At 71.1% G+C, this 15,092-nt stretch carries 17 protein-coding genes; 5 read left to right on the top strand and 12 right to left on the bottom strand.

What is annotated here, in order from left to right; genetic code table 11:
• Nucleotides 1-45 precede the first annotated feature (45 nt).
• On the top strand, nucleotides 46-1,011 hold the full coding sequence (locus ACZ55A_RS09955; protein WP_468836888.1) for a LysR family transcriptional regulator: 966 nt from the start codon (nucleotides 46-48) through the stop codon (nucleotides 1,009-1,011).
• A 196-nt stretch (nucleotides 1,012-1,207) separates the two neighbouring features.
• Here the strand turns inward: ACZ55A_RS09955 and ACZ55A_RS09950 are convergent, their stop codons facing one another.
• The gene (locus ACZ55A_RS09950; protein ID WP_468836886.1) at nucleotides 1,208-1,975 is read right to left on the bottom strand and encodes an alpha/beta hydrolase; all 768 of its coding nucleotides are present in this window, start codon (nucleotides 1,973-1,975) and stop codon (nucleotides 1,208-1,210) included.
• Between the two features lie 103 nt (nucleotides 1,976-2,078).
• Here ACZ55A_RS09950 and ACZ55A_RS09945 point away from each other — a divergent pair, with 103 nt between their 5' ends.
• A complete protein-coding gene (locus tag ACZ55A_RS09945; protein ID WP_468836884.1) occupies nucleotides 2,079-3,239 on the top strand; it encodes an adenosine deaminase in 1,161 nt (386 codons plus the stop codon).
• Nucleotides 3,240-3,381: 142 nt separating this feature from the next.
• Nucleotides 3,382-3,654: a hypothetical protein gene (locus ACZ55A_RS09940; RefSeq protein ID WP_468836882.1), complete on the top strand. Its 273-nt coding sequence runs from the start codon at nucleotides 3,382-3,384 to the stop codon at nucleotides 3,652-3,654.
• A 160-nt stretch (nucleotides 3,655-3,814) separates the two neighbouring features.
• Here the strand turns inward: ACZ55A_RS09940 and ACZ55A_RS09935 are convergent, their stop codons facing one another.
• Genes ACZ55A_RS09935 through afsQ1 form a run of 5 tightly spaced genes read right to left on the bottom strand, consistent with a single transcriptional unit; the run spans nucleotide 3,815 to nucleotide 7,748 of the window.
• On the bottom strand, nucleotides 3,815-4,021 hold the full coding sequence (locus ACZ55A_RS09935) for a PspC domain-containing protein (RefSeq protein ID WP_468836880.1): 207 nt from the start codon (nucleotides 4,019-4,021) through the stop codon (nucleotides 3,815-3,817).
• A gap of 45 nt (nucleotides 4,022-4,066) precedes the next feature.
• Nucleotides 4,067-4,621: a VanZ family protein gene (locus ACZ55A_RS09930; protein ID WP_468836878.1), complete on the bottom strand. Its 555-nt coding sequence runs from the start codon at nucleotides 4,619-4,621 to the stop codon at nucleotides 4,067-4,069.
• 51 nt (nucleotides 4,622-4,672) lie between these two features.
• Nucleotides 4,673-5,302: a hypothetical protein gene (locus tag ACZ55A_RS09925; RefSeq protein WP_468837906.1), complete on the bottom strand. Its 630-nt coding sequence runs from the start codon at nucleotides 5,300-5,302 to the stop codon at nucleotides 4,673-4,675.
• A 32-nt stretch (nucleotides 5,303-5,334) separates the two neighbouring features.
• Nucleotides 5,335-7,074 (bottom strand): ATP-binding protein, encoded by a 1,740-nt coding sequence (locus ACZ55A_RS09920; RefSeq protein ID WP_468836876.1) that lies wholly within the window; start codon nucleotides 7,072-7,074, stop codon nucleotides 5,335-5,337.
• Nucleotides 7,071-7,748, bottom strand: a complete 678-nt coding sequence (gene afsQ1 / locus ACZ55A_RS09915; protein ID WP_026169550.1) for a two-component system response regulator AfsQ1 — start codon at nucleotides 7,746-7,748, stop codon at nucleotides 7,071-7,073. The genes ACZ55A_RS09920 and afsQ1 overlap by 4 nt, the downstream gene beginning before the upstream one ends.
• A 224-nt stretch (nucleotides 7,749-7,972) precedes the next feature.
• Here afsQ1 and ACZ55A_RS09910 point away from each other — a divergent pair, with 224 nt between their 5' ends.
• A complete protein-coding gene (locus ACZ55A_RS09910; RefSeq protein ID WP_468836874.1) occupies nucleotides 7,973-8,782 on the top strand; it encodes a SigE family RNA polymerase sigma factor in 810 nt (269 codons plus the stop codon).
• 231 nt (nucleotides 8,783-9,013) lie between these two features.
• Here the strand turns inward: ACZ55A_RS09910 and ACZ55A_RS09905 are convergent, their stop codons facing one another.
• Both ACZ55A_RS09905 and ACZ55A_RS09900 read right to left on the bottom strand, forming a co-directional pair.
• Complete coding sequence (locus ACZ55A_RS09905) at nucleotides 9,014-9,490, bottom strand: OsmC family protein (protein WP_468836872.1); 477 nt, start codon at nucleotides 9,488-9,490, stop codon at nucleotides 9,014-9,016.
• Between the two features lie 28 nt (nucleotides 9,491-9,518).
• Nucleotides 9,519-10,172, bottom strand: a complete 654-nt coding sequence (locus ACZ55A_RS09900) for a uridine kinase family protein (RefSeq protein WP_468836870.1) — start codon at nucleotides 10,170-10,172, stop codon at nucleotides 9,519-9,521.
• A gap of 159 nt (nucleotides 10,173-10,331) precedes the next feature.
• Between ACZ55A_RS09900 and ACZ55A_RS09895 the strand changes: the two genes are divergently transcribed.
• Nucleotides 10,332-10,736 carry a hypothetical protein gene (locus tag ACZ55A_RS09895; protein WP_468836868.1) on the top strand — a complete coding sequence of 135 codons (405 nt, stop codon included), beginning with the start codon at nucleotides 10,332-10,334 and terminating at the stop codon, nucleotides 10,734-10,736.
• A 54-nt stretch (nucleotides 10,737-10,790) separates the two neighbouring features.
• Here the strand turns inward: ACZ55A_RS09895 and ACZ55A_RS09890 are convergent, their stop codons facing one another.
• The 4 genes from ACZ55A_RS09890 to deoC all read right to left on the bottom strand — a co-directional run bounded on the left by ACZ55A_RS09890 (nucleotide 10,791) and on the right by deoC (nucleotide 15,003).
• Nucleotides 10,791-11,462 carry a hypothetical protein gene (locus ACZ55A_RS09890; protein ID WP_468836866.1) on the bottom strand — a complete coding sequence of 224 codons (672 nt, stop codon included), beginning with the start codon at nucleotides 11,460-11,462 and terminating at the stop codon, nucleotides 10,791-10,793.
• Nucleotides 11,463-11,682: 220 nt separating this feature from the next.
• Nucleotides 11,683-12,549, bottom strand: coding sequence for an aldehyde dehydrogenase family protein (locus ACZ55A_RS09885; protein WP_468836864.1), 867 nt, complete (start codon nucleotides 12,547-12,549; stop codon nucleotides 11,683-11,685).
• Complete coding sequence (locus tag ACZ55A_RS09880; RefSeq protein ID WP_468836862.1) at nucleotides 12,549-14,000, bottom strand: aldehyde dehydrogenase family protein; 1,452 nt, start codon at nucleotides 13,998-14,000, stop codon at nucleotides 12,549-12,551. The genes ACZ55A_RS09885 and ACZ55A_RS09880 overlap by 1 nt, the downstream gene beginning before the upstream one ends.
• Nucleotides 14,001-14,007: 7 nt before the next feature.
• The gene (deoC, locus tag ACZ55A_RS09875; protein WP_468837903.1) at nucleotides 14,008-15,003 is read right to left on the bottom strand and encodes a deoxyribose-phosphate aldolase; all 996 of its coding nucleotides are present in this window, start codon (nucleotides 15,001-15,003) and stop codon (nucleotides 14,008-14,010) included.
• Nucleotides 15,004-15,092 lie beyond the last annotated feature (89 nt).

The raw sequence follows: 15,092 nt of genomic DNA, 5'->3' as shown, positions 1-15,092 counted from the left end.
GAGAATTTCATGCGTCCAATGCATAGAAACGCCATAATCGATTCCATGCCGCATGACCCCAGCTCACAGCGTCCTCTGTTGCAGGTTCGCAACAGAAAAGACATTCCGGAATCTTCCTGGGCGTTGACCCTGGCGCCCCGACTGGCCCAGTTCGAGGCGGTGGCCCGCCACGAGCACGTCACCCGCGCCGCCCAGGAACTGGGCATGCCCCAGCCGACGCTGAGCCGCGCCATCGTCCGGCTCGAAGAGGACCTCGGCGTCGCCCTCTTCGCCCGCCACGGCCGCACCCTCTCCCTCAGCCCCGCCGGCCGCGCCTTCCTCTCCTCCGTCGAGCGGGCACTGAGCGACCTCGAACGCGCCACCGAGTCGGTACGGGCGGACGTCGACCCCGACGCAGGCAAGGTCGCCTTCGGCTTTCTGCACACCCTCGGGTCGGAGACCGTACCCGGCCTCATCCGTACCTTCCGTGCCCACCACCCCAAGGTCCGCTTCCAGCTCGTGCAGAACTACGGCGAGGCGATGATCGAGCGGCTGCGCGCCGGTGACCTCGACCTCTGCCTGACCTCACCGGTACCGGACTACCCCGATCTCGTCGCCCGCCGCCTCGACGAGCAGAAGCTGCGCCTGGTCGTACCGGACGACCACCGGCTCGCCACCCGCAAACGGATCCGGCTCGCGGAGGCCGCCGACGAACTGTTCGTCACCCTTGAACCGGGCTACGGCCTGCGCCGCATCACCGACGCCCTCTGCACCGAGGCGGGCTTCACCCCACGCGTCGCCTTCGAAGGCGAGGAGGCCGAAACCCTCCGCGGCCTCGTCGCAGCCGGCCTCGGCGTCGCCCTGCTGCCCCCACCCGCCGTACCCCGCCCCGGCGTCGTGGAACTGACCGTGACGGCCCCAAGGGCCGTCCGCGAAATCGGCGTCGCCTGGCTCGACGGCCACGTGGACACGCCCCCGGTGGCCGCCTTCAAGAAGTTCCTGCTGAGCCGGCGGGGGGAGTTGTTGTCCTAGGGCGTGTCTCAGCTCGCGGCCCTGCGGCCGACCCTGCCGCAGGACGGCACAGGCGGAATCCGAGCGGCCGGACCTCACGCCGGTGCGTGGCATTCGGGTGCGCGGCCCAAGGGGCTTGCCCCGCCCTCCGGTTACTTGCACGGACGCCAGTTGACGACCGGCAACCGGCGGGCGAGGCACCAGGGTTGTGGTTCGTTCAGTGCCGCAGTGACACCCCGAAGCCCGAGGCCAGGGGCATGCGCAGGCCCAGGGGCGGTGGGGCGGCCAGGGCGTCCTTGACGGGGCGGGAGTAGTCGCGGGCGAAGAGGGAGCCGAGCATGAAGTCGGTGGCGAGGGCGAGGACTTCGGTGCGGTGCTGGTGCAGGGAGTGGCCGTCGGAGTGGACCTCGAAGCGGCAGGTGTCGCGGTTGACCTTCTTGGCGCGTTCGGCGTAGCGGTAGGACAGGTCGGGGTCGTGGCGCTCGTCGTTGGTGCCGTGGACGAGGAGGACCTGGCGGCCGATGAGCTGTTTCACCGGATCGGACGGCTCACGATGGCCGTGCGGGGTGGGCAGCCAAGGGGCGAGCGCCAGCACGGAGTTGACGGCGGGGTGGCCGGCGGCGTGCAGGGCGGCGCGGGCGCCCATGCCCGTGCCGACGAGGCAGACCGGGACATCGCCGTAGCGGCGGACCACCTCCTCCAGGGCCCAGGTGGCGTCGCGCGCGGGGTGGGCCGCGTCGCCGTTCCAGCCGCGGCAGCGGTAGTGCACGACATGGGCCCGCAGCCCCTCGGCGCGCCCCGCCTTCGCCAGCCGGAGCGCGAGCGGGCGCACCGCCAGCGCGGGCACCGGTGACGGGGGCCGCAGCCCGGTCGGGCCGCCTCCGGGCAGTAAGAGGGCGACGCCGCTGACCGTCCTGTGGGTTCCGCCCGCTCCCAGCGGTCTTCCCAGCCGGGCGTCACGCACCGGCAGCGCTTGCTGAGCCATGACCAGAACGATGGCAGAAGGAGAGGTGCCCGCCACCCTGCGGACGGGTCACTGTTACGTATCGTTCGGTGATATCTACGCGCGTAGGGGCTAGAGTGCCGAGATGACGAGCGAGACCACCACCCTTCCGACCAGTGAACAGATCCGCCGCGCCCCCAAGGTGCTGCTCCACGACCACCTCGACGGCGGCCTGCGTCCGGCCACGGTCGTGGACCTGGCCCGCGAGAACGGCTACGAAGGCCTGCCCGAGACCGACCCGGAAAAGCTCGGGGTCTGGTTCCGTGAGGCCGCCGACTCCGGCTCGCTCGAGCGCTACCTGGAGACCTTCGCGCACACCTGCGCCGTCATGCAGACCCGCGACGCACTGGCCCGGGTGGCCGCCGAGTGCGCCGAGGACCTGGCCGCCGACGGTGTGGTCTACGCCGAGGTCAGGTACGCGCCCGAGCAGCACCTGGAGCAGGGGCTGACCCTCGAAGAGGTCGTCGAGGCGGTCAACGAGGGCTTCCGCGAGGGCGAGCGACGGGCCCGGGAGAACGGCCACCGCATCCGCGTCGGCGCCCTGCTGACCGCCATGCGGCACGCCGCCCGCGCCCTGGAGATCGCCGAGCTGGCCAACCGCTACCGCGACACCGGCGTCGTCGGCTTCGACATCGCCGGCGCCGAGGCCGGCTACCCGCCCACCCGCCACCTCGACGCGTTCGAGTACCTCAAGCGGGAGAACAACCACTTCACCATCCACGCCGGCGAGGCCTTCGGCCTGCCGTCCATCTGGCAGGCGCTCCAGTGGTGCGGTGCCGACCGCCTCGGCCACGGTGTCCGGATCATCGACGACATCGAGGTCGCCGACGACGGCTCGGTCAAGCTCGGCCGGCTCGCCTCGTACGTACGGGACAAGCGCATCCCGCTGGAGATGTGCCCGACCTCCAACCTCCAGACCGGCGCCGCCCCCTCCTACGCGGAGCACCCCATCGGGCTGCTGCGCCGGCTGCAATTCCGGCTCACGGTCAACACCGACAACCGCCTGATGAGCGGTACGAACATGTCCCGGGAATTCGAGCACCTGGTCAAGACATTCCGGTACACGCTCGATGACATGCAGTGGTTTACAGTCAATGCGATGAAATCAGCTTTCATTCCTTTCGATGAACGTCTGGCCATGATCAACGACGTCATCAAGCCGGGTTACGCAGAACTGCGGGCCGAATGGCTGTTCCGTCCGGTGGCTGCAACCTCCCCGCTGAGCAGCGATTCTGACTCTGCGTAAGGGGTAGCGCGAGCATATAGCGCAACGGCCGGTGGAATGTCCACCGGCCGTTTTTTCTTTCCTCGTTGCTGTTTGCGGCGCCGGTTGCCGCATCACTAGGTTGATTGGCCGGTCAAGCCCCCATCAATGAGGACGTATTCCGATGAAGCAGGGAACCATCAAGACTCTCGGTGTCGCCGCGCTCGGTGCCGCCATCGCCGTCTCCGCCGCGGGTGTCGCCGGCGCGGCGTCGGTGACCGGTGCGGACACCACCGGCGTGCTGAAGAGCCTGCCGGTCAAGGACGCCACCAAGACCCTCTCCGGGGCCACCCAGTCCAAGCCGGTCGGCGGTGACATCAAGACGCCACTGAACTCCAAGGGCAACAGCCTGCTGGGCGGCCTGCCGACCGGCGCCCTCGGCAAGACCCTCGGCTGAGCCCACCAGCGGCTCCGTCCCCAGGGACACGCGCCACGCCGTGCCCCGGCCGTACGCCTTGTGCTGACGGCCGGGGCGTCGTCATGTCCGTGCCGGGTGCCGGGTGCCGGGTGCCGGGTGCCGGGTGCGGTGCCGCGGCTGTGGGCGCCGCGTGGGCGGGCTACCAGGCGGTGGCGGCGGTCTTGTCCTCCGAGGGGAGGAGTATCCACAGCGCGAGGTAGACCAGGAACTGCGGGCCGGGCAGCAGACACGAGACGACGAAGATCACGCGCATCGTCGTCGGGGTCGTACCGAAGCGACGGGCCAGGCCCGCGCACACTCCGGCGATCACTCGGTTGTTGCGGGGGCGGACCAGTGCGGCGGCCATGATGGCGACTCCTTTTCGACTTCGTGGGGCGTTTGCCCCGATGTCTCAAAGGTAGGTCCGGCTGCCCGAGAGCACGTCAGCCTGCGGGGCCAGTCCGACCCTGGGGATCTTCGGGGTTGTACCCCTGAGATCCTCGTCCCGGCGACGGAGCCGGGACCGGGCCCCAGGGACGACGGCGAGGTGCACCAGCGCCACCCCCAGCGTGCTCAGCAGCACCGCATCGATGTCCGGGACCCGTCCGGGCACCCCTGACTGCAACAGCTCGATGGCCAGCGAGATCATCGCGCCGGCGAAGACGGTCCGGGTGAAGGACACCAGCGGGGACACCTGCAGACGCCCGGCCGAGAGCGGCAGCAGTACGCCCAGCGGCGCCAGCAGCAGCACCGAGCCGCCCAGGTGCTGTACGGCCGCCCACGACACACCGTGCGCCAGCTCGGCCCGGATCGTCGCCAGCGGTTCGAGGTTCGCGGCCGGCACCCACGGCACCGTACGAGGACGCAGCGTGAGCCAGCCGACGGTCATCAGATGCGCCACGAGGAGAAGAAGTCCGGTGACGCGCATACGGGGGACGGCGGTGGTGCCGGAGCCATGACGCTGCACACAAGCCAGGACGCAGGTAGCGGGGGCAACGGTTCCGCACCCTCGCGCCCGTCACTGCCCCTCTTCCGACAGCGGGTCCCCCCACCCGGCGTTCTCCGCGATGTCCGGGTTGGCCAGGACATCGGCGGAGCAGTCGTAGCGGTGGACCGGCGCGCTGCCGGGCCCGCCCAGGACCGCCGCATGGGTACGGCCCAGCGCGCTGCTCGCCCCGTATGTGCACACCAGCTGCGCCAGCGCGAAGGACGGGAGGTCGTCCGGCCGGATGGTCAGCCGCAGCGCCTCGGCGGGGTCGCCCGGGCGCGGCCCCTCGACCTTGAGGTCGGCGGGCAGCGCGCTGCTGAAGCCGGCCTTCTCCTCGTCCGCCGAGGGGGTGCGCTGGAGCTCGGCCAGCAGGGCGCGGGCGGTCCGCAGTCGCGGGTCGGCGTCCGCCGCGCCCTTCGGCGGCGCGACCGTCCGCCCGACCTGTGCCAGCGCCGAGCCGCACACCAGATAGACGGCGGCCTGGGCGCGGTCCGGCGAGCCCGGTGCCGTCGTGCTCGCCGGGGCCTTGCAGCTGACCCGTGAGGGGGCGCCGCCCGCGTCCACCGGCACCGACGTGCCCCGGATGCCGCAGCCCGCGGCGGCCAGCGCGAGCGCGGCCACGGCGGCCGTGCGCCGCACCCTGCGCCCTGTACGGGTCATCGACCCCGTGCGCGTCATCGACCCGGTACGCGTCATCGCTCGCCCTCCGTGCCCTCGCCGGCGGCGCGGTCCTGGCCGTCGTTGCGCCGGTCGCCGCCCGCCAGTGGGGCGGCGTCCATCGGCAGTCGCAGGGTGAAGACCGCACCGCCCTCGGGGAGGTTGGCCGCGGTGATCTCACCGCCGTGGATGTGCGCGTTCTCCAGCGCGATGGACAGGCCGAGGCCGCTGCCCTCCGAGCGCGGCCGGGAGGCGCTGGCCTTGTAGAAGCGGTCGAAGACATGCGGGAGGACTTCTTCCGGAATGCCGGGGCCGTGGTCGCGCACCCGGATCACCAGCTCACCGCCTCCGGGACGGGCGGTGCCGCCCGGCCGCGCGGGAGCGCCGTCGGCGCCGCCCTCCGGCCCGTCCTCCGCGCACGGCTCGGCCGTACCGCCGCCCTCGCCCTCGCCGGCGGTCTCCCCGGCGCCGTCGTCCGGCCCGCGCCCGTCCTCGGTGTGCACGGACACCCGCACCGGCGACCCGCCGTGCTTGAGGGCGTTGCCGATCAGGTTCGCCAGGATGACGTCGAGACGCCGCGGGTCCAGCCGGGCCACGATGCCGCGGTCCGCGTCCAGGTCCACCGCGTCCAGCCAGGCCCGGGCGTCGATGCAGGCGGTCACCTGGTCCGCGACATCGACATCGTCCAGCACCAGCCTGGCCGTGCCCGCGTCGAAGCGGGTGACCTCCATCAGGTTCTCCACCAGGTCGTTCAGCCTGCGGGTCTCGCTGACCACCAGCTGGACGGCGGGCGCGATCATCGGGTCGAGCGAGTCGGCCTCCTCCTCCAGCACCTCGGAGACCGCGGTGATCGCCGTCAGGGGCGTACGGAGTTCGTGCGACATGTCGGCGACGAAGCGGCGCGAGGCCGCCTCCCGTCCGCTCAGCTCCTCGACCCGCTGCTGAAGCCGCTCGGCCGTACGGTTGAACGTCCGGGACAGGTCCGCGAGTTCGTCCGTGCCGGTCACCCGCAGCCGGGTCTCCAGCCGCCCCTCGCCCAGCTGCCGTGCGGCGTGCCCCAGCCGTTGTACGGGCCGCAGCACGGTCGTCGCGGCGGCCTGCGCCAGCAGCGCCGAGCCGACCAGCGCCAGCGCGGTGGCGATCCCCAGCGACCAGGCCAGCGAGTTGAGGTCCTGCCTCTCGGTGGCCAGCGACTTCATCAGATAGCCGGTCGGCCCGCCGCCGATCACCTTCGCTCCGGCGACGAGATAGGGGGTGTCCCCGACCTGCTTGCGCTGCCAGTACAGATGGTGGGAGTAACGGTTGGACTCGTCGACCGGGCGGACCTCGTTGACCGCGTGCTGGAGCGAGGCGGGCACGCTCTTGAGCGTCAGCAGATCCTTGTCCGTGGTGGCCGCGCAGTCCTTGCCCGCCTCGTCCACACCGATCAGCAGCACCGTGTAGTTCTGCGGTCCGCCCGCCATCTGACGTGCCGCGTCCTGGAGTTCGGCGCACCGCGGATGCAGCGGCAGCGAGCGTGTGCTGTCCTCCAGCGACTTGCGGAAGTCCTTGAGGACGGCGTTCTGGGTGCGGTCCAGAACGGTGTTGCGGTTGAGCCAGTACGCGATACCGGACGCCGAGACCGCCGCGGTCAGCGCCACCAGCGCGAAGACCACGACCAGCCGCAGCCGCAGACTCGTCCAGCGCAGCAGCCCCGAAGCACGGCGGAGCAGCCGCGGCACCCGGCCGCCCGCGTCGTCCCGCGCCGCTCCGCCCGGGTGGGAACGTTCCGTCACTGCGGGGAGTCCAGCCGGTAGCCGACGCCACGGACCGTACGGATCAGGGTCGGCGAGGACGGGACGTCCTCCACCTTCGCCCGCAGCCGCTGCACACAGGCGTCCACCAGGCGCGAGTCCCCCAGATAGTCGTGCTCCCACACCAGCCGCAGCAGCTGCTGACGGGAGAGTGCCTGCCCGGGCCGGCGGCTCAGCTCCAGCAGCAACCGCAGCTCGGTCGGTGTCAGTTGCAGATCCTCACCGTTCTTGGTGACCGTCATCGCCGACCGGTCGATCACCAGCGAACCGAAGGTCGCCGAGTCACTGGACTCGCGCTCGCCCCGGCGCAGCACGGCCCGGATGCGGGCATCCAGCACCCGCCCCTGGACCGGTTTGACGACATAGTCGTCGGCACCGGACTCCAGCCCCACCACGACGTCGATGTCGTCGTTACGCGCGGTGAGCAGGATGATGGGCAGCTGGTCCGTACGCCTGATCCGCCGGCACACCTCGAAACCGTCGATGCCCGGCAGCATCACATCCAGCACGATCAGGTCCGGGCGCTGCTCACGCAGCAGCTTCAGACCGTCCTCGCCCGTCGCCGCGGTCACCACACGGTGACCCTGGCGGGACAGCGAGAGTTCGAGGGCCGTGCGGATGGCGTCGTCGTCCTCGATCAGCAACAGGAAAGGCACCCGGCCATTCTGTCCCATGGGACGCCGGGACATCGACCAGCGGCGCCCTCATGCACACGGCACGCGCCCGTGGGGGACCCATGCGGCAGTCACCGGCCCCTGTGACAGGGCTGTGACAGTCGACGGACAACGCGATGAAACTGGCTTGGCAGTCTTTTGGGCACCGGGAGAGATCAACACCCGGCAGACACCGAACGAGCTGGCTCAACGACGGGGGGCGCGAGATGAACACACTGCACGGCAAGGCTTCCAGCGCAGTTATCACGCGACTCCACGACGTCGTACGGACCACGGAGAAGTCCGGTGTCGCAGGGGGTACCTCCCTGAGGGGCTGCGCCCGCGGCGCCGGCCGCCAGCGGCCGCCCTTCATGGTCGCCATCGACGCGACAACGGTGACCGTCAACGGGGGAGACGGGCGGCACGGGGGAGACGCCGCCCACGGGGGAAACAACGGGGGAGCGGAGTACGGGGAGGCCACGGGGGAACGGCGTTCCGCGTCGGAGGCGGCCGAGGCCGAAGCGGCCTTCACCGCCTACGTCCAGGAGCGCCGCGCCTCCCTGTACGCCACCGCCTACCACCTGACCGGTGACCGCTACGAGGCCGAGGACCTGCTGCAGAGCGCGCTGTTCTCGACCTTCCGCGCCTGGGACCGGATCAGCGACAAGGCGGCGCTCGGCGGCTACCTGCGCCGCACCATGACCAATCTGCACATCAGCGCCTGGCGCCGGCGCAAGCTCAACGAATACCCGACCGAGGAGCTGCCGGAGACGGCCGGCGAGGTGGACGCGATGCGCGGCACCGAGCTGCGCGCCGTGCTGTGGCAGGCGCTGGCCCGGCTGCCCGAGACGCAGCGCACGATGCTGGTGCTGCGCTACTACGAGGGCCGTACGGACCCGGAGATCTCGGACATCCTCAACATCAGTGTCGGCACGGTGAAGTCGAGCATCTGGCGCGCCCTGCGCCGGCTGCGCGAGGACGACGTCCTCAGCTTCGGCCGTGACGAGGAAGAGTCCTTCGGCGAGCTGGTCGCCTGAAGGACGGGCCCGAGGGGGAAAGGGCCCATGCCCGAGGGGGGCAGCCCGAGGGGGAACGGGGATACGGGGGAACCGGCGAAGGCGGAGTAATCCGCCGAAGCCGGACGTATCGGGGGATACGGGGGAAGCAAGGGGAAACCGGGGGAACACGGGGGAACGGAGCGGGGTCGGGCGGCCGGGGGGCCTGCCCGAACCCGCTCCTTCGTGCTGCCGCCCGGGCGGAGGCGCCGCCTACGCGCCCCGCACCGACACCACCGGCTCGTGCCGCACCGGGAAATTCACCGAGTTGGCGATGAAACACTTCTTGTGCGCCTCGCCGTGCAGCGCCCGCGCCCGCTCGGCATCCTCCGCCGACGCCACCTCGACCCGCGGCCGCAGCACCACTTCGGTGAATTGCCCGCCGCCCCCGCCGTCCTCCGTCATCGTGCCGTCCGCGTCATCCGCGTACGCCGTCACCACCACACCCGCCAGCGCACACAGCGCCAGATACGTCAGCATGTGGCACTGCGCGAGCGAGGCGAGCAGCAACTGCTCCGGATTCCAGCGGTCGGCCGTGCCGCGGAACGCCGGGTCCGCCGTGCCCGGCAGCGGCGGCGGCCCCTCGGCGCGCACCTCGTGCTCCCGGCCGTAGCCGCGGTAGCTGCCGGTCCCCTCACCGGTGTTACCGGTCCAGGTGACGCCGGCGCGGTAACTGTGCACTCTCGACATCGGCACTCACTCCCTCCCTCGTGAGGTGTCAGGAGAATACGGCCGCATCCACCGCAACCGCCGTTCCCGCGGCCGCGATCCGGGCCAGCGCCTCCGGCTTGGCGCAGGCGTGCGCACCCAGCGCGGTGTGCCGCGCGACGATCGACCGCTCGCTGCGCATCAGCCGCAGACCACGGCGCACCAGGTACGGGGCCGGCTTGCGGCCCTCGCGCAGATCACGGACCAGCCGCCGGCGGAACGTCGTGGCGGGCCGGCCGCGCAGGCACAGCGCATCGGCCAGCAGCCCGGCCGCCCGGCACGCCGCGATGACATCGGCGGCGAAGACACCCTCCGCGATGAACAGCGAGGCACCTCCGAGGTCGAGCCCCGCCGCCCCGACCCGGGCGCTCAGCGAGATGTCGTACACCGGAACGTCGGCGCGCCCCGTACGGCACAGCGCCTCGATCGCCGCGACGGCGGCACCGGCGTCCCAGGAGAGCGGCGAATCCCAGTCGGCGCCGCCCCCGTCGGGCAGTTGGGGCAGCGTCGGATCCGTGCCCTCCTTGTAGAAGTCGTCGAGGTTCAGGACGGGCAGACCGCTGCGGGCGGCCAGGGACGTCTTGCCCGAACCCGACGGGCCGGTCAGCAGGACGACGCGGGCGGCCGGCGGCCGGGCGGAAGAAGCGGTGGAGTGGAGGCTCACGGGCACTCATTGTCGCGCATTGCGCCGTGTGGGCTACCCCTGGCGTGCGAGGTGGATCGGCCACTCCCCGCTCAACTACGCTACGCAGTCAACCGATTACCCAGCGAACCGTCAACTCCCCCGCTCATACAGCCCTTCGACCCTCCAGGCAGGTGGCCCATGCCCTCCCACGCACGTCCCAAGCCCAGCCGGGTACCGCGCGCACTGCTCCGCGCCGGCCTCGTGGTCTCCGCGGCCGGTGCCGCGCTCGCGGCGGGCGGTGCGGCCACGGCGGGCGCGGCCCCCGCACCCGCCCCGGCCCGCGGCACCGACACCGGCGCCACGGCCTCCGCACTGACCGGTGCCCTGCTGCACTCCGCGTCCGGCGGCCTCGGCCCGGTCAAGAACCTCCAGCTCGACCCGCTGGCGAACACCTCCGTCGACCCCCTCGCCAACGCCGTCGCCACCCAGATCGCCGACTTCAAACCGATCAGCACCACCCACCTGACCGGCTTCCTCTCCCGCGGCGCCGCGATCCGCGACGTACCGCTGCTGGGAACGGTGACGAAGGTACTGCCTGGGTGAGGAATGGGCGCCGGCGGCCGGTTCGGGTACCCGGCGTTCCCTGATCGAGGCGAGTCAGGCGCCGTGGCCGAAGGCCGCCACGAACCCCTCCATGTGCGCCCGCACCGCACTGCCCAGAGCGATCCACGAACCGTCGACGAAGGCGACATCGAACCGCCCCCGGCTGGCGGCCTTCGGATGTGCGGTGACCCGCGCGATCGTCGTACGGGGCACCGCCACCCCCACCTCCCATTGCGGGGTGGTGCCCCACCAGCTCGTGTTGTGGTCCACGAGCAGCAGGAGCCGGCGGTCGGTCAGCGCCTGGCGCCTGGGTTCGCCGCCTGCGTTGGTCAGATCCACCAGGAAGCGCCCGGCCATGCTGTGCCAGCCGCCGTCCATGACGGTGCCCCAGATCGCCTTCTCGACCGCCCGGTCGGCGACATGCTCCAGCGCGATCGCCGTGTTCTCGGCCCGGTCGCCCACGCGCTCGGCGGCCCGGACGACCGGGTTGTTGACCAGCCGGCTGTTGCCCACCGCCTCCAGCGGACGGGTCACCTTGCCCAGCGCGCTCCCCAGCGCGCCCCGCACCCGCTGCTCCAGCGCCGACGGGCGGGGCGGGGTACGAGGCGTACGCAACGGGGCGGGGACGGAGGGCAGCGCCGTATTGCCCCAGTAGTCCGAGGCGAGGACCAGCCTTTCGCCCGGCTGAAGAAAGGGCCGGAAACAGTCGCGGTACTCCGGTTTCATCCGGTGCGGTCCTTTCGTCGGGTGCGGTGCTCAGCCGAACGGGTCGTCGGGATCGCGGCCGATCCGTCTGTCGTGGACACGGCCAAAGAGATGATCTTAGTTGAATGTCCGGACGAAGGCGTCCGGACAAAGATGTCCGGACAAGACGGTGCGGGACCCCCTCCGCAAAGAGGAGCCCCCGCACCGTCGTTCCACACCGCCCGAGGGCGGCAACAGGCCGTCAGACACCCATCGGATGCCAGACCGTCTTCGTCTCCAGGAAGGACAGCAGGCGGCCGGTCCCGGGGTCCGCGGTCCAGTCCACCGGGGAAGGGCGCAGCACCCGCTTGAGGTTGTCGGCCGCCGCTGTCTCCAGCTCCTTCGCCAACTCCGCGTCCGCGCCCGCCAGATCGACGGCGTTGACGTCCTGGTGCGCGGCGAGCGGGGCCGCGATCTCCGCCGTACGGCCCGAGAGGATGTTGACCACACCGCCCGGAAGATCGGAGGTCGCCAGCACCTCCGCCAGCGACAGCGCGGGCAGCGGCGCGTCCTGCGCGGCCGCCACGATCACCGTATTGCCGGTGACGATCGCCGGGGCGATCACCGACACCAGACCCAGGAAGGACGACTCCTGCGGCGCCAGGACGGCGACAACACCGGTCGGCTCGGGAGAGGAGAGGTTGAAGTACGGCCCGGCGACCGGGTTGGCGCCACCCGCGATCTGCGCCACCTTGTCCGACCAGCCCGCGTACCAGACCCAGCGGTCGACCGCCGCGTCCACCTGCGCGGCCGCCTTGGCCTTCGACAGCCCCTCGGCGTCCGCCACCTCGGCGACGAACTGCTCGCGGCGGCCCTCCAGCATCTCGGCCACGCGGTACAGGATCTGACCACGGTTGTACGCCGTGGCACCCGACCAGCCACCGAACGCCTTACGGGCGGCCACCACCGCGTCCCGGGCATCCTTACGGGAGGAGAGCGGGGCGTTGGCCAGCCAGTTGCCCTTGGAGTCGGTCACCTCGTACACCCGCCCGCTCTCGGACCGGGGGAACTTCCCCCCGACGTACAGCTTGTAGGTCTTGAGAACGCTCAGACGATCAACGGTTTTCATCAGCGCTCGCCCTCCGGGCTCGACGGGGCGAGGTACGCCTCCAGGCCATGACGACCGCCCTCGCGGCCGAAGCCCGACTCCTTGTAGCCACCGAACGGCGACGCCGGGTCGAACTTGTTGAACGTGTTGGACCAGATGACGCCCGCCCGCAGCTTGCTCGCCATCCACAGCATCCGCGAACCCTTCTCCGTCCAGATGCCCGCCGACAGCCCGTACGGAGTGTTGTTCGCCTTCGCGACGGCCTCCTCCGGCGTACGGAAGGTCAGCACTGACAGCACCGGGCCGAAGATCTCCTCACGGGCGATCCGGTGCGCCTGCGTGACCCCCGTGAAGAGGGTCGGCGCGAACCAGTAGCCCGAGGTGGGCAGTTCACACGCCGGCGACCAGCGCTCGGCGCCCTCGGCCTCACCCGCGTCCGCCAGCGCCGTGATCCGGGCCAGCTGCTCCGCGGAGTTGATGGCGCCGATGTCGGTGTTCTTGTCGAGCGGATCGCCCACCCGCAGCGTCTGCATCCGGCGCTTGAGCGCGTCCAGCAGCTCGTCCTGCACCGACTCCTGGACCAGCAGGCGGGAGCCCGCGCAGCAGACCTGGCCCTGGTTGAAGAAGATGCCGTTGACGATGCCCTCGACGGCCTGGTCGAGCGGCGCGTCGTCGAAGACGATGTTCGCCGCCTTGCCGCCCAGCTCCAGGGTGAGCTTCTTGTCCGTACCGGCGACCGTACGCGCGATCGCCTTGCCGACCTCGGTCGAGCCGGTGAACGCCACCTTGTCGACGTCCGGGTGCGCGACCAGCGCCGCGCCCGTCGAACCGTCGCCGGTGAGGATGTTGACGACACCCTTGGGCAGCCCCGCCTGACGGCAGATGTCCGCGAAGAAGAGGGCGGACAGCGGGGTCGTCTCGGCCGGCTTCAGCACGACCGTGTTGCCGGTCGCCAGCGCCGGGGCGATCTTCCACGCCAGCATCAGCAGCGGGAAGTTCCACGGGATCACCTGGCAGGCGACGCCCAGCGGGCGCGGATTCCGGCCGTAGCCCGCGTGGTCGAGCTTGTCGGCCCAGCCCGCGTAGTAGAAGAAGTGCGCGGCGACCAGCGGCAGATCGGCGTCCCGGGACTCACGGATCGGCTTGCCGTTGTCCAGCGACTCCAGGACGGCCAGCTCACGCGAGCGCTCCTGGATGATCCGGGCGATCCGGAACAGGTACTTGGCGCGCTCGGCGCCCGGCAGCGCGGACCACTTCTCGAAGGCCTTACGGGCGGCCCTGACGGCCCGGTCGACGTCGTCGGAACTCGCCTGGGCGACCTCGGACAGGACCTCCTCGGAGGCGGGGGAGAGGGTCTTGAAGACCTTGCCGTCGGAGGCCGGGGCGAACTCGCCGTCGACGAAAAGCCCGTAGGACGGCGCGATGTCGACGACCGCGCGGGACTCGGGTGCGGGTGCGTAATCGAAGGTCATGGGTGCCTCAGTCCACCGTGACGTAGTCGGGGCCGGAGTAGCGGCCGGTGCTGAGCTTCTGGCGCTGCATCAGCAGGTCGTTCAGGAGGCTGGAGGCGCCGAAGCGGAACCAGTCGGCGGTCAGCCAGGGCTCACCGAGCGTCTCGTTGACCATGACCAGGTACTTCACCGCGTCCTTGGTCGTACGGATACCACCGGCCGGCTTCACCCCGACCTGGACGCCGGTCGCGGCGTGGAAGTCGCGCACGGCTTCCAGCATCAGCAGGGTGACCGGCGGTGTGGCGTTCACGCTCACCTTGCCGGTCGAGGTCTTGATGAAGTCCGCCCCGGCCAGCATCGCCAGCCACGACACCCGGCGGACGCTGTCGTACGTCTGGAGCTCACCGGTCTCGAAGATGACCTTCAGGTGGGCGGCCGTGCCGTCCGGGCGGGCACAGGCCTCCTTGACGGCCTTGATCTCCTCGAAGACCGCCATGTAACGGCCGGAGAGGAAGGCGCCCCGGTCGATCACCATGTCGATCTCGTCGGCGCCGGCCGCCACCGCGTCCCGGGTGTCGGCCAGCTTGACCGGCAGCGCGGCGCGGCCGGCCGGGAAGGCGGTGGCGACGGACGCGACATGGATACCGGAGTCGCCGAGCGCCTCCTTGGCCGTCGCGACCATGTCGGGGTAGACACAGATCGCCGCGACCTTGGGGCTGGTGCGGTCGGTGGGATCGGGGTTGATGCCCTTGGCGCACAGCGCCCGGACCTTGCCCGGGGTGTCCGCGCCTTCAAGGGTCGTCAGGTCGATCATCGAAATGGCGAGATCGATGGCGTACGCCTTCGCCGTCGTCTTGATCGAGCGGGTGCCGAGGGTGGCGGCGCGGGCCTCGAGGCCGACCGCGTCGACGCCCGGGAGGCCGTGGAGGAAGCGGCGCAGCGCACCGTCGTCGGCGGTCACGTCCGCCATTGACGCCAGACGCCCCGCGGCTTCCTTGCCGTATGCGGGAACAGTGATGGGCATGGTCACGAGGGGAGCATATCTACGCGCGTAGCGCAATGTCATCCCCCTGGAAGCCGCTATCCGGCCGTTCCGCCGGAATGATGCCGTAA

It is taken from the genome of Streptomyces sp. NPDC034111, from assembly GCF_055575375.1.
The sequence above is the reverse complement of the archived record's forward strand: the minus strand, read 5'-3'. Positions and strand labels throughout refer to the sequence as shown.

Excerpts from the sequence above, each read along its gene's own strand:
- ACZ55A_RS09925 (WP_468837906.1), bottom strand. The coding sequence starts at position 5,302 with ATGACCCGTACAGGGCGCAGGGTGCGGCGCACGGCCGCCGTGGCCGCG.
- ACZ55A_RS09880 (WP_468836862.1), bottom strand. The coding sequence starts at position 14,000 with ATGACCTTCGATTACGCACCCGCACCCGAGTCCCGCGCGGTCGTCGAC.
- ACZ55A_RS09895 (WP_468836868.1), top strand. The coding sequence starts at position 10,332 with ATGCCCTCCCACGCACGTCCCAAGCCCAGCCGGGTACCGCGCGCACTG.
- ACZ55A_RS09885 (WP_468836864.1), bottom strand. The coding sequence starts at position 12,549 with ATGAAAACCGTTGATCGTCTGAGCGTTCTCAAGACCTACAAGCTGTAC.
- ACZ55A_RS09955 (WP_468836888.1), top strand. The coding sequence starts at position 46 with ATGCCGCATGACCCCAGCTCACAGCGTCCTCTGTTGCAGGTTCGCAAC.
- ACZ55A_RS09890 (WP_468836866.1), bottom strand. The coding sequence starts at position 11,462 with ATGAAACCGGAGTACCGCGACTGTTTCCGGCCCTTTCTTCAGCCGGGC.
- ACZ55A_RS09935 (WP_468836880.1), bottom strand. The coding sequence starts at position 4,021 with ATGGCCGCCGCACTGGTCCGCCCCCGCAACAACCGAGTGATCGCCGGA.
- ACZ55A_RS09905 (WP_468836872.1), bottom strand. The coding sequence starts at position 9,490 with ATGTCGAGAGTGCACAGTTACCGCGCCGGCGTCACCTGGACCGGTAAC.
- ACZ55A_RS09940 (WP_468836882.1), top strand. The coding sequence starts at position 3,382 with ATGAAGCAGGGAACCATCAAGACTCTCGGTGTCGCCGCGCTCGGTGCC.
- deoC (WP_468837903.1), bottom strand. The coding sequence starts at position 15,003 with ATGCCCATCACTGTTCCCGCATACGGCAAGGAAGCCGCGGGGCGTCTG.
- ACZ55A_RS09950 (WP_468836886.1), bottom strand. The coding sequence starts at position 1,975 with ATGGCTCAGCAAGCGCTGCCGGTGCGTGACGCCCGGCTGGGAAGACCG.
- ACZ55A_RS09910 (WP_468836874.1), top strand. The coding sequence starts at position 7,973 with ATGAACACACTGCACGGCAAGGCTTCCAGCGCAGTTATCACGCGACTC.
- ACZ55A_RS09945 (WP_468836884.1), top strand. The coding sequence starts at position 2,079 with ATGACGAGCGAGACCACCACCCTTCCGACCAGTGAACAGATCCGCCGC.